The sequence below is a fragment of the Priestia abyssalis genome, assembly GCF_002019595.1.
In the GTDB taxonomy this organism is placed as follows: Bacteria; Bacillota; Bacilli; order Bacillales; family Bacillaceae_H; genus Bacillus_BA; species Bacillus_BA abyssalis.
On record NZ_KV917369.1, the window covers coordinates 5,058,665 to 5,072,035 of the forward strand.

9 protein-coding genes, 1 pseudogene and 1 riboswitch are annotated in these 13,371 nt (G+C 41.9%); of the genes and pseudogenes, 2 read left to right on the forward strand and 8 right to left on the reverse strand.

Going from position 1 to position 13,371, the window contains the following annotated elements:
• Nucleotides 1–9: 9 nt before the first annotated feature.
• The 8 genes and pseudogenes from BK575_RS24220 to BK575_RS24255 all read right to left on the reverse strand — a co-directional run.
• Nucleotides 10–1,383, reverse strand: a pseudogene (locus BK575_RS24220) (ribonucleoside-diphosphate reductase subunit alpha); the annotation flags it as partial.
• A gap of 645 nt (nt 1,384–2,028) precedes the next feature.
• The gene (locus BK575_RS24225; RefSeq protein WP_078414121.1) at nt 2,029–2,865 is read right to left on the reverse strand and encodes a ribonucleotide reductase N-terminal alpha domain-containing protein; all 837 of its coding nucleotides are present in this window, start codon (nt 2,863–2,865) and stop codon (nt 2,029–2,031) included.
• 126 nt (nt 2,866–2,991) lie between these two features.
• Nucleotides 2,992–3,176, reverse strand: a riboswitch (cobalamin riboswitch).
• Nucleotides 3,177–3,380: 204 nt separating this feature from the next.
• Nucleotides 3,381–4,499, reverse strand: a complete 1,119-nt coding sequence (gene menC, locus BK575_RS24230; RefSeq protein ID WP_078414122.1) for an o-succinylbenzoate synthase — start codon at nt 4,497–4,499, stop codon at nt 3,381–3,383.
• Nucleotides 4,489–5,994, reverse strand: coding sequence for an o-succinylbenzoate--CoA ligase (locus BK575_RS24235; RefSeq protein WP_078414123.1), 1,506 nt, complete (start codon nt 5,992–5,994; stop codon nt 4,489–4,491). The genes menC and BK575_RS24235 overlap by 11 nt, the downstream gene beginning before the upstream one ends.
• Before the next feature lie 87 nt (nt 5,995–6,081).
• Complete coding sequence (gene menB, locus BK575_RS24240; protein WP_078414124.1) at nt 6,082–6,900, reverse strand: 1,4-dihydroxy-2-naphthoyl-CoA synthase; 819 nt, start codon at nt 6,898–6,900, stop codon at nt 6,082–6,084.
• Nucleotides 6,901–6,957: 57 nt separating this feature from the next.
• Nucleotides 6,958–7,764, reverse strand: coding sequence for a 2-succinyl-6-hydroxy-2,4-cyclohexadiene-1-carboxylate synthase (gene menH / locus BK575_RS24245; protein ID WP_078414125.1), 807 nt, complete (start codon nt 7,762–7,764; stop codon nt 6,958–6,960).
• Nucleotides 7,761–9,527, reverse strand: coding sequence for a 2-succinyl-5-enolpyruvyl-6-hydroxy-3-cyclohexene-1-carboxylic-acid synthase (gene menD / locus BK575_RS24250; RefSeq protein ID WP_078414126.1), 1,767 nt, complete (start codon nt 9,525–9,527; stop codon nt 7,761–7,763). The genes menH and menD overlap by 4 nt, the downstream gene beginning before the upstream one ends.
• Nucleotides 9,514–10,929, reverse strand: a complete 1,416-nt coding sequence (locus BK575_RS24255) for an isochorismate synthase (RefSeq protein ID WP_078414127.1) — start codon at nt 10,927–10,929, stop codon at nt 9,514–9,516. The genes menD and BK575_RS24255 overlap by 14 nt, the downstream gene beginning before the upstream one ends.
• Before the next feature lie 388 nt (nt 10,930–11,317).
• Between BK575_RS24255 and BK575_RS24260 the strand changes: the two genes are divergently transcribed.
• Together BK575_RS24260 and BK575_RS24265 are read left to right on the forward strand one after the other, a co-directional pair.
• Nucleotides 11,318–12,259, forward strand: coding sequence for a 1,4-dihydroxy-2-naphthoate polyprenyltransferase (locus BK575_RS24260; protein WP_078414128.1), 942 nt, complete (start codon nt 11,318–11,320; stop codon nt 12,257–12,259).
• Between the two features lie 317 nt (nt 12,260–12,576).
• Complete coding sequence (locus tag BK575_RS24265) at nt 12,577–13,326, forward strand: TraR/DksA C4-type zinc finger protein (RefSeq protein WP_078414129.1); 750 nt, start codon at nt 12,577–12,579, stop codon at nt 13,324–13,326.
• Nucleotides 13,327–13,371 lie beyond the last annotated feature (45 nt).

Below are 13,371 nucleotides of genomic sequence, written 5' to 3' on the forward strand. Positions count from 1 at the left end.
CTCTCTCCTTTAACTATGGCAGCTTTCACATTCCTCGATAATTTCGCTTGATGTCGAACGAACATAATACGTCGTTTTCAACTTGTTTTTCCAAGCCATCATATGCAAATCCAATAGTTCCTTCGCTTTAATATCATTCCGTACATATAAGTTAAAAGAGATGGATTGGTCAATATGAAGCTGGCGCTTCGCATTCTGTAAAATACTCCACTTTTGATCGATATGATAAGTGGATTTATAGTACCAATTCGTTTCGGCATTCAAATCCGGAGCGGTCACCGGAATTTTATAGTTTTTCTTTTCCTCCGAATAAGCTTTGCGGAAAATCGGGTCGATACTCGCGGTTGAACCGGCAATAATCGATGTAGATGAGTTCGGCGCGACTGCCATTAAATAACCGTTGCGAATTCCATTTTGCTTCAATGACATCTGCAGCTCTTTCCACTTTTCAGACTCATAGCCTCTTTTCTCAAAATAAGCACCCGTCTCCCAATCAGAGCCTTTAAATAAAGGATATGCACCTTTCTCCTTTGCCAATTCCATACTGGCTTGTATGCTTAAATAGGCAATTTGTTCATATAACTCGTCACAATATTGAATAGCCTCTTTCGATTCCCAATTAATTTTCTTTAAAGCTAATAAGTGATGCCATCCGAACGTACCTCCACCCACTGATCTATATTTTTCATTTGTTAATTTGGCTTGAAGTACAGGTATTGTATTTAAATCAATAACATTGTCCAACATGCGGAATTGAATAGGGATTAGCCTTTCTAACACGTCTTCTGTTACAGCCTTAGCCAAATTAATTGAGGATAAATTGCAAACTACGAAGTCACCAGGCTCTTTTGTAATAACGATTTTTCCGTCTTCTGTTATCTCTTCAGTTACTACTGTCGCACTCATATTTTGAGCTATCTCCGAACACAAATTAGAGCCATAAATCATGCCAGCATGCTTGTTTGGATTAACCCGATTCACCGTATCACGATAAAACATATACGGTGTTCCCGTTTCAAGCTGACTTTTCATAATGCCTTTAAAAATTTCGATAGCTGGCACTACATCCCACAGCAGCCCTCTTTCTCCGAACTTCCCTTGCTCGACTGCATGGACGCATTCCACATATTTAGTACGGAAGCTGCCATTGCCGTCTTCTTCATCATAATAATCTTCCAAACTGAACCCCATCACTTTACGAATCGTATGAGGATCAAATATATACCACTCTTCACGGGCCTCCACTTTTTCCATAAACAAGTCTGGGATGCACACGCCTGTGAATAAATCATGAGTTCGCTGTCTCTCATCTCCGTTATTCAACTTTACAGATAAAAAACTGTGGATATCGCGATGCCAGACATCCAAGTAAACACTAATGGCCGTTACTACCCTCGGTTTCCCGATATTTATTAGGGGACTAGACTGTATCATCATCTCAGTGAGATGCTCCTCGTCAGTCGTTGAGGGGATTTCATATCATAAAATGACTTAGAAATCGGCCCTGCTGATTACCACCATGTCCTTCACATTTTCAGATGACTTAACAGTTTCCCGTAAAGCCTGCTAGTGAAAGGCTGTTTGACGGCGTTCCAGCATATTCGGAGTTTGCTATAATGGTCACCCACTATAGGGGCATTTGTTCACCCTGTCTTTGACCTAACTGATCTACACTAACCGCAGTATTGTTAAGCTGCTTCATCCATGGAATTCAAAATTGTTACTCTTCATCATAAAAATGAAGGGATAGGTCATTTCTGCCTACCTCTCTATGTCGCCATAGAGTTCAGACTATATCATTATCCATTATGTAAATGGATAGGCGGCTCGGATTATAAAATTACTCTTATAACCACCTAGTCGTTGAACCTTCTTCCCAAATCATCTCGGGAAGCTTGGCTGCTGATTAACCGCAATCTCGGATTTTTAGGGGTCAATACGTCATTACTGCGTATTATCCTACCTTGATATACTCGGTCTTTCCAGCAGTTGACCGCCTTTTTATACAAACATCACTGCCTGCAGGCGCTATTCCTTAACGCCGCTTGAAACTCCTTTAAACCCTTTTATATCACTTCCACGGCTTCGTACCTTGCCTAGGTATGCACCGATTCCCCCACCATTTTTACTAACAGTCGCGATATCCGTGTTGCTGTCATATATTCCTCTCAAACTATCATCAATTGTGTCAATAAAACAGCTCGACAGCTGTCCATAGCTTTTCCCGGCATTTGACAGCGTCGGTGTGGCAACGGTCATGTATAGATTCGACAGAGCCCAATATGATTCTTTAATGAGCTCGATTCGTTTTTCTTTTGACTCTTTCATCATCAATGTCATGGCAATGATCAAGAAGCGCTCTTGCGGCAGCTCATATACGTCTCCACTGTGGGACTTCGCCAAGTAGCGGTCCGCTAATGTTAATAACCCGATGTATGTAAATAAATGGTCCCGCTCCGGAACAATGATTTGTTCTAATTCATTAATCTCTTCTTTCGAATACGCCTGTAAAAGATTCTCGCTGTAAATCCCCATATCTGTTAAAGCTTGAAGCAAATTGTACAGCGAACCATACTTTTTACCGGCATCGTAGCCTCTATTAGCCGCAGCCTTTTTATAAAGCTGATCCAAGTACACTTTCGCCGCTGCATATGTCCATCGCGGCTCTTCCATCGAGATTCTTTCCAGAGCCGATAACACTAGCAAATTGTTTACTTGTTCTTCCGTCATATCCTGTCGATGCAAAGCAGCTTGTCTAACCTTTTCCTGATAAGAAGTAAAGTCCAATTCCGGAAAAGATTCCTTTAACCCCTCTAAATAGATGTTTATGTGATTGCTGGCATATGGTACATACGTGTTTTCCAAAACATTCCCTCCTTTTTCAATAAAAAACGCCCATCGGATTTCGATGAGCGAATAGAATGGAATAGCAAAAAGGGGTACACGACACCTTTTGCACTCGCATTCTATCCTCTCACCTCCCGAAGAAGATAGTACGACGTAAAATAGGCAGGTCTCCTGACTTATGCATCATCCTACTTTAAGGCCTTCCCATGAAGCAGCTTCACAGTGGATTTCCTTATTTCATCAGCAATTACAGTTGCGGGTACAGTACTGGATTTTCACCAGATTCCCTTTTCGGTTGCTTTCACAACACCTATTTCACCGAGTAACACAATATATTGTATTTAAATAAAAATAAAATAACTATATCTTGTTGTCCTGTTCATTATAAAGCTAATTTTTTCATATGACAACTATTTTTTCCACTTTCCCTACTTTAAATTAAATTCTGTTTTTCGACAAGAGGGAGAGCATAAAACGACATCATTCCATCGTTTTATGCTCTCCCTCAAAGAAATTTGATAACCACTAACCCGTCAACCAAGATGTGGATTGACATAGGTTCTTGTTTCATATGTAATATCTCGTAAAAAGTCTCGATCTATGTCAAAACCAATTCCACATCCTGACGGAACGTGGATATATCCGTCTTCCACCATCACCTCAGGAATGATCACATCCCTCTCCCAATAGCGGGCTGAGGCAGAAATATCACCAGGAATCGTAAAACCCGGAAGAGAGGCAAGCGCAATGTTATGGGCACGGGACACACCCGATTCGAGCATGCCGCCGACCCATAAATCTACTTCTTGATCTAAACATAAATCATGGATTCGCTTCGCTTCCGTCAGGCCCCCGACTCTTCCAATTTTTATGTTGATGATTTGACAGCTTCCGAGCTCAATCGCTTTCCGAGCATCATCATATGACACGATACTTTCATCAAGACAAATAGGAGTGTCACACTCTCTCTGTAATGTTGCATGGTCGACGATGTCATCTGAACCAAGAGGCTGCTCAATCATCATCAACCGGAATTCATCCAAACATTTTAAATGCTCAATGTCTTTTAATGTATAAGCCGAATTGGCATCAGCCATAAGCGGAATGGAAGGATACTCTTTTCGAATTTGACGGATAAGCTCATAATCATAACCTGGTTTAATTTTAACTTTAAAACGCTTATACCCTTCTTTTAAATGACGCTCGATATGGGCCAGCATATTCGGGATTTGGTCGATGCCAATGACAACCCCGGCTTCAATCCGCTCCCTTGTTCCTCCAATCAAAGTCGCAAGAGATTTTCCCTCTTTTTTGGAAAACATGTCCCAAACGGCACAATCAATTGCGGCCTTCGCCATATGATTTCGTTTAATGGGAGCGAAAATCGCCCGAATGTCTCCAGGATGCTCGATAGCCTGTTTAAACAAAGCCGGAATCAGAAACTGATTTAACATATGAAAGCACGTTTGAATCGTCTCTTCCGTATACCATGGAGTGGAAAATGCCACTACCTCACCCCATCCGACGACTCCATCTGTATTTTCCGCTTCCATTAAGATCATTTCCCTCTTTTTCACTGTGCCATAGCTTGTCACAAACGGTGTCAACAAATCCATTGCAATAAAATGCAATGTCACCGATTTAATCTTCATTTCCATGTCCTCCGTTTGTTTTAAGAAGCAAAGGCAGCTGGCGGCGTACAAGCTTATTGGATGCATTACGCGGCAGCTCATCAACAAAATAGATGGCTCTTGGTACTTTATATTTAGCAAGTACCTTGCCGCAATGCTGCCTAACCTCTTCTTCCGTTAAAGAGGCTCCTTGCTGTTTCACGAGAAACGCGCACGGAACTTGTCCCCATTTCGGATTCTCCATTCCGGTCACACCGGCATCCACGATATGGGGATGCGACAGCAGTGCTGCTTCGATTTCAGCAGGATACACATTTTCGCCCCCCGATATAATGAGATCAGATCGCCGGTCGAGCACATATAAAAATCCATCTTGATCTAAATAGCCGATATCCCCCGTATGAAACCAGCCATTTTGAAGAGCTTGATCAGTGGCATCAGGCCGATTCCAATAACCGTTCGTGACATTAGGCCCTTTTACCACAATCTCACCAGGCTGATTAGGTTCAGCGTTTTTCCCGTGTTCCGTTTGAATTCGTACTTCACACGGAAACAGCGGTTTGCCGGCCGATCCTAGTTTAGCCAGACTATACTCAGAAGGTAATGTAACGATTTGAGAAGACGTTTCGGTCATTCCATATGTTTGATAAACCGGTATATTTAGTGCGGCGCATGATTGCAAAACAGGCAGAGGAGCCGGCCCCCCTCCAAGCAGCATACAGCGAAATTGGGGTGGATAGGGCTCCTCTCCCGCTTGATCAAGCATTCTCGATAGCATGGCGGTTACAACAGAAGCAATCGTCACTCCATCTTCTCTAATGGCACGATTGGCAAGCGCAGGATCGAATTTTTCGTGCAGCACAACTCTCATCCCGTAAATGACGCTCCTCATCAAAATGGAAAGCCCGCTAATATGGAAGAGCGGAACAGCACAAAGCCAAGAGTCCTTCTCCTGCAATCCCAGGTTTAATGCCGACCCCATCGCACTCCACCAATGATTGCCGTATGTTTGCATGACCCCCTTTGGATGGCCTGTTGTCCCGGATGTATACATAATGGTATCGACATCATTCATCTTAAATTCTTTTATCCAATCAAACGTTTGTTTAGATGCTTCCATCACTTCTTTAAACGAATAAGCGAGTGTGTCAGCATGCTTTTGAACGTCCTGAGCGGTTTGCAAAAAGTCTTCGCTTGCCAGCAAGGTTTTGACATTCGCATCTTCAAGCTGGAACTGAATTTCACGCGAAGTCAGGCGTGTATTTAACAGTAATGTCTTTACCCCGATATACTTCATAGCATGTATAAACGTCACCATTTCAAGGCTATTGGAAGCCAAAATAGCGATCGTTTCTCCCCTTTTCATGCCAAGTGACACACACTTTTCAGCCAAAGAAAGAGCTTGTTCATGAAGCTGCCGGAATGTTATCTCACCTGCCGAAGAGGAAACAGCCACCCGTTCAGGAGTCAAATGAACACGCTGCATAAGCCAATTCGGAATGATTTGATCATCCATCTTTCTCACTCCTTGCACGAATTTTAAAAAGCTATGCTTTTCCTGAAAAAAACAGCTTGATGAATGAATCATCAAGCTGTTTTTTCATCAAGGAAAACGAGGGAACTGTCCGAAATCCGGTTTGCGTTTTTCTTTGAACGCATCGCGGCCTTCTTTCGCTTCATCTGTCGTGTAGTAAAGAAGTGTCGCATCTCCCGCCAATTGCTGCAAGCCGGCTAATCCGTCAGAATCAGCATTGAATGCAGCTTTTAAGAAGCGAAGAGCTGTCGGGCTTTTCTCTAGCATTTCTTCACACCATTGAATCGTTTCCGCTTCTAATTGTTCTAATGGAACGACCGTATTGACTAAGCCCATATCCAATGCTTCTTGGGCACTGTATTGACGGCACAAGTACCAGATTTCGCGTGCCTTTTTGTGACCAACAACGCGCGCCAAGTAACCTGAACCATAACCTGCATCAAAGCTTCCTACTTTAGGGCCCGTTTGTCCAAAGACAGCGTTATCAGCTGCAATCGTTAAATCACATACAAGGTGAAGCACATGACCTCCACCAATTGCATAACCCGCCACCATTGCAACAACTGGCTTTGGAATGACACGAATTAAGCGTTGTAAATCTAATACATTTAAGCGAGGAATCTCATCTTCCCCTACATAGCCGCCGTGCCCCCGCACACTTTGGTCTCCGCCTGAACAGAAAGCTTTTTCTCCAGCTCCTGTTAAAACGATGACTCCAATTGCAGAGTCGTCACGAGCATAAGCGAAAGCGTCGATTAACTCCATCACTGTTTTCGGACGAAATGCATTATGCACTTGCGGACGGTTAATGGTGATTTTGGCAATACCATTATATGTTTCATATAAAATATCTTCATACTGGCGTTCTGCTACCCATTCTACTGCCATAACTACTCCTCCTTTTATGTATCCTTCTAAAAAATACTTCTGCTGCTATAAGTTTCTTTATTCATTTAAGAAACCACTTACTATTTTACCAAAAATCTCTCGTTGTTCCACATGGATTGCATGTCCCGCACCTAAAATTCTTTCATGAACAGCGTGGGGCATCAATTTTTTCATATCTTCAGCAATCCGGACAAACTTCTCATCCCACTCTCCTGTAATAAAAAGAGCTGGCATTGACAAGGAAGAAATCTGTTCCCACCAAGACGGCTGGATACCTGTCCCCATACCGCGCAAACTATTGGCCAACCCCATGGGATTATTCTTCATTCTTTGCTCTCGTATCTTTTCTTGTATATGGACAGGCAGGGATTTTTGGCTTTTAAATAATTCAATATTTTCCCATTTGTGGACGAACCAGGATATGCCTCTATCTAAAATTTGTTCCGCCAAAGCTTCATCTTGTTGTTTGCGCAAGCTTCGTTCTTGCTCTGTTTTTAAGCCTGGCGAAGCGCTCTCTAATATTAACTTTCCCACTCGCTCTGGAAACATAACCGCAAATGAAAGAGCCAAACGTCCTCCCATGGAATATCCTAGAAGGTTCACTCGGTCAATACGAAGTTCATCTAGCAAGGTGCATAAATCCTCTACCGCTGATTCCATCTTGTATTTCGTGATTTCATGAGGGGAAGAAGTTTCTCCATGGCCGATAAGATCTAACGAGACAAGCTGATTTGTTTTCTGCCACTCCTCATAAAAAGGGGTCCATGCTTCTTTTGAACCTGTGAACCCGTGCAACAATAAGAGAGGAACTCCCTTCCCTATTCTATTCACCTCGTATGAAACGCCATTTATTTCATATTTCATACACCATTCACCATTTTAATCCATTCGTTCATTTCCTGGGAAACAGATTTCCACATTTCTCGATGAACCATGACATTTTCTCCCCGGTTTGTCTTTATTTCAATCACCTTCAGTCCTTTTTCCGTCAGAGATTGTGTCACAGCTTGTCTAAATTCTTCCCATGTTTTAATAGATTTAAAATCTCCCCCGTACATCTGCACAGCTTTATCAAACTCAATTCCGGTCGGAGTCCCGAATAGAAATTCAAAATGTTTCTCTTCTTTCGACTGAGGCAAGAATGAGAAAATTCCTCCTCCATCATTATTAACAAGAATCACCGTTAAGTTCAATTCGTTCATTTTAGCCGCAAGCAATCCGTTTAAATCATGATAAAAAGATAAATCGCCAATAAGAAGAACAGTTGGACGTTCAATCACACTTACACCTAAAGCACTTGAGACCACTCCATCAATGCCATTAGCCCCCCGATTCGCCATGATTTTAATGGACTTTTCATTCAAAGAAAAGAAAGTATCCACATCTCGAATCGGCATTGAATTTCCTACAAACAATGTTGAAGAATCAGGAAGGAGGCCAGCAAGCTCTGTCACAACTTTTCCTTCCAAAAGAGTGTCTTCCTCCATCGATTTCTGAAGCAGTTCTGTCGTTTTTTCATTTATAAAGAGCCACTTATCCAACCACTTTGTCGAAGTTCGGGAAAGTTCACCTACTAACTGGCCAAGCTCTCGGCAAAAGTATGTTTCTTCACATTGAATCATATCTGCAGCAATTAAAGTCGGCTCTCGCCAGCCTCCTCCTCCATCTATCACCATCATCTCTTCCGGCTCATACTTTTTCAGGAAAAGAAGCAATGACTTAGAGACTGGCATCGCTCCAAAACGAATCACTACTTCCGGCTTTAAATCTTCTAATAAGGATTCATTTCTTAAAAACGTGTCATACGCATTTACGATATGTTTTTTCTCATGCTTCCCGCTTCGCAGCTGCGAGAGGGGGTCTGCTAAAATAGGATAGTTCAGCTTTTCAGCCAACTTCACTACCGCGTCTGTAAATGCCGCATCTTCATGATCCCCGCACACAATGATTCCTCGTTCATATTGTTTCACTTTCATGACTGCTTCTTCTAAAACAGCAGGGGGACATACTAGAGCTCCATTATGCACCTTTACCTGCTTTCGTTTCTCCTCTCTCCCTGCTGCCCATAAATCAGGATGGGATAAGCTAGGGACTAACGGTTCTCTTAAAGGAAAATTAAGATGCACAGGCCCTGCCGGTGCCGTTAGTGAAGTCCCCACTGCTCGCGCTGCTGTCGTGCGAATATAGCGGAGCATGCTTTCAGTATTCTCCGGGAGTGCAAGTTCTGCAAACCATTTGGCATACTGGCCGAATAAATGAAGTTGATTAATGGCCTGCGGTGCTCCCACATCCCGCAGCTCATGAGGACGATCTGCCGTAATCACAATCAACGGCACACGAGATTGAAAAGCCTCTACTACTGCCGGATAATAATTGGCGGCAGCCGTTCCCGATGTGCAAACAAGCGCAACCGGCTTTCGCTTTGCCTTTGCAATTCCCAATGCAAAAAAACCGGCAGAACGTTCATCAATATTTAAATAAACATGAATGCCAGGATGTTCTGCCATCAACATGGCAATCGGCGTGGAACGTGAGCCTGGACTAACCACCACATCTGTTACATCGGCGTTGACCAATTCATCGACAAAAGCAGATACATAAGATGTAAGGGCTTTATTGGGTATCATGAATTGCACCTCCTAATGCAGATAACATCGGATTAAATTTAATGTTCGTTTCTTTATATTCACTTTCAGGGTCGGATTCTGCGACAATCCCGCAGCCCGCAAATAAAGAAGCTTCCTTCTTTCGCAAAAGGGCAGAGCGGATGCCCACAATGAACTCGCCATTTCCTTGGCCATCAATCCACCCTAAAGGCGCTCCGTACCAACCTCGATCCATCATTTCCAGCTCCCGAATGACCTGCTTGGCCTTCATTTGCGGATATCCGCCTAAAGCTGGAGTAGGATGCAATTTTTCTAAAAATGAAAATAAGCTCATTCCCCTTTTAATTGTTCCTTTTACGGGTGTATACAAATGTTGGATATGTCTTGTTTTATATAAAGCAGGAAATGAAGGAGCAACAATGGCTTCACACGATTCCTTCATAGCTTCTTTAATCATATGAACGACCACTTCATGCTCAATTAGATTCTTTTGATCATGCAATAATTCTTGTCCCAATCGCTCATCTTCTTGCTTTGTTTTCCCCCTCGGAATAGAACCTGCCAAGCAGGTTGAAAATACTTCCGTATTTTCTCGTTTAACCAACTGCTCGGGTGAAGCTCCAATAAAACAATCATCACCGCTTTCAAACGCAAAGATATAGCTGGTCGGCTGTTCATCCATCAAGCGCTGAAGAACATATTCATTCGACACATTCTGATCAAACGAGGCTCTTAGTTCGCGCGCTAATACCACTTTCTCAATATCTCCTTTTTTTATGCGGCGTGTCGCTTTACCTACCGCCTCTTTCCATCTAATCGGATCTACTTCGGCTTTGTGGATGATATCGCTTTCGGCTGCTTTTAGTGAAATACTTGTTTCCGCAAATAATGTTTGCTCAACTCGACCAAGCCAATCTAAAATTTCTGCAGTACGATCATTTTGTGTAATCAACACATTTATCGTAAAGTATGCTTTACTTTCTATTTCCGTATATAAAAATTGCGGTACAATAAATTTACCGCTCGGGAACTCTTTCCATAATGCCGTTTGTTCTTTTTTCGGATCAAACGAAAATCCTCCGAATAAAAGCGGGCCTGTTCCCATTGGAAAATCATTCAACTTCTGAATGGACTGTTCCATAAAACTCTTCCATTGCTCTTCAATGGAGCGATAACGGCCCTTATCTTGCTCCGTTGTCATGACAGACAAATGATTAAATCCAATCAACGTTTGGCATCGCGCTGCATCCATCCAAATGAAGCGCTCTCCATAAAATATCTTTCTTCCATTATAAAAAAGCGCCAGGGGATTATATGGATTTATTTGCTTAACAAAGCTAACTAATCGCGGTCTACCATCTATTTTGGCCTTTTCATAAGCATCTTGCAGAGCTTGTAATGGATGTTCTGTTATTGCAATCACAATAAGTCCCCCCACTTTATTTCAAAACTAATCTTTAACTTATTTATTATAAAGCGTAGGTTAGAAAAAATCTAGCAATAGCCCTGCCGCCTTCTTCCTTATTCTTTATCCTTTGGAATTTACAAGACAAATTTCTTATTGAAAACCGTTGACAGTGTATGGACCTTTTTCTACACTTAACAATGTATTGCTTTTTATATTCATTACCTATTAGCGGGCGGTAACATCCCTTTTTAGAGCTTGCGTAATCGTAAAAGTTCATGTGGAATGAAAAGATCCCTTACCGATGGAAGTTTCCTTTATAATTTGTTCTTTTCTACGGGTTTTTTCCCTTGTATTTGTTACTAATACAGGCCGCTTTAGATATATCTTGAAAGGAGAGTCATCCATGCAAGCTAAATTGCAAACGAATCATCAAGGGTTAACCCCTGCACCTAATAAATCGAAACGGCAAGTATGGTGGCAGCTTACACGTCCGCACACCTTAACAGCTGCTTTTGCTCCTGTGTTTATCGGAACAGCACTTGCCATGACACATACAGCTATCGACATGCCGATGTTTGGCGTCATGCTGTTGGCATGTCTTCTCATTCAAGCAGCTACGAATATGTTTAATGAGTATTACGATTTCAAACGAGGGTTGGACAATGAGCAATCCGTTGGAATTGGGGGAGCCATCGTAAGAGACGGCATAAAACCTAAAACTGTGTTAACGGCTGCTTTCGGTTTATACGGACTCTCCCTTTTATTAGGTGCCTATATTTGTATGAACAGCAGCTGGTGGCTTGCGCTTATAGGCCTCATTTGTATGGCTGCAGGCTATTTTTATACAGGCGGTCCTTTTCCAATTGCCTATACCCCATTTGGAGAAATTGTTGCGGGACTGTTCATGGGTGTCATCATTATTTTAATTTCCTTCTTTATTCAAGTAGGCAACATTACGACACAAAGCGTTCTAGTCTCTATTCCTACTGCTATTCTTGTTGGCGCCATTTTACTGGCCAATAATATCCGTGATTTTGATGGCGACAAAGAATTCGGCCGTAAAACATTGGCGATTTTACTTGGAAAAAAAGGAGCTATCGTCCTCTTAGGTTCTATGTTTACAGTTGCCTATGTGTGGGCGATTGGACTCGTGCTTTTTAATTTATCAAGCCCATGGATTCTAATTGTGATCATCAGTGTTCCAAAAGCCGTGAAAGCCGTGAAAGGATTTATTGGCAAAACACTTCCGATGCAGATGATGCCGGCTATGAAAGCAACGGCCCAAACCAACACGATTTATGGCTTTTTGTTATCAATCGGCTTATTTATTGGTTATTTTATGTAACACATACTTGTACTAAACGATCTCTAATAAAGAGACGCTCTTTATGTTTGAGGGGCTGACTTTGAAAGCATATTCTTCATGCTTCCAAAGTCAGCCTCTTTTTCCTTATAAGCTTACTAAAAAAGAGGGTTCATTCACTTTTCTTTTATGTACCAAAGTTTCATAAAACATGTATTTTAGATACCTTTGAATAAAGATGGAAAGAAAAGTGCTAGAAAACAAATTCACTGACAGCGCCAAGTTTTTCTAATGTTTTTTTATCTCTTTTGGCAAATAATACTCAAAGACAAACTTATTTTGTTAAAGGGGGGTTTTACATGCTATCGGCATCTCAACTTCGCACACTGCAAAACCATCTTGAAGATCGTCAAAGAGAAATCGAACATCAATTAAAACAAAATGATCACTTTGGTATGGAACGAAGCGATCAGCATGATTCAGTTGGAGAATTATCAAGTTATGATAATCATCCTGCAGACACAGCCACTGAACTATATGAAAGAGAAAAGGACTTGGCGTTAAATGAACATGCAAAGCAAGAATTAAAAGAAGTGAAACATGCATTGCAAGCTATAAAGAACAGTTCCTACGGCAAATGTCAAACATGCGGAAAAGATATCGCATTCGAAAGACTTGAAGCTATACCGACAACCATGTTTTGTAAAGAACACTCACCAGAACAAAACATATCAGAAGATCGCCCGATTGAAGAAACGGTTCTAAATCATCCATTCGGTCAGTATGAATATGATGAAAAGCACGCGACGCCTTATGATTCAGAAGATTCATGGCAGGATGTAGCAAGATATGGAACATCAGAATCACCATCAGATTTCATTGAAGATACGGAAAAATATAGTGAAACATACATTGAAGCCGATGAACGGCTCGGATACGTAGAGGATTATGAAAACTTTGCGGCAACGGATTTGTACGGAAATCCGTTGCCCATCTATCCGACAAAAAAACATGAAATGTATGAAGACGCATTAGATGAAGAAGGCGTTATGGCTGTGTTTGGAGATTTGCATCCATTCGAAAAAGATCCTTATGTAGAGGAAGAATGATTCAATGTGGATGACCAAAAAGGGCCAAAAAACCACCCTTTTCGG

Coding starts and splice junctions, on each gene's coding strand:
- menD (WP_078414126.1), bottom strand. CDS start 9,527: ATGATACCCAATAAAGCCCTTACATCTTATGTATCTGCTTTTGTCGAT.
- menH (WP_078414125.1), bottom strand. CDS start 7,764: ATGAAATATGAAATAAATGGCGTTTCATACGAGGTGAATAGAATAGGG.
- menC (WP_078414122.1), bottom strand. CDS start 4,499: ATGAAGATTAAATCGGTGACATTGCATTTTATTGCAATGGATTTGTTG.
- BK575_RS24265 (WP_078414129.1), top strand. CDS start 12,577: ATGCTATCGGCATCTCAACTTCGCACACTGCAAAACCATCTTGAAGAT.
- BK575_RS24235 (WP_078414123.1), bottom strand. CDS start 5,994: ATGGATGATCAAATCATTCCGAATTGGCTTATGCAGCGTGTTCATTTG.
- menB (WP_078414124.1), bottom strand. CDS start 6,900: ATGGCAGTAGAATGGGTAGCAGAACGCCAGTATGAAGATATTTTATAT.
- BK575_RS24260 (WP_078414128.1), top strand. CDS start 11,318: ATGCAAGCTAAATTGCAAACGAATCATCAAGGGTTAACCCCTGCACCT.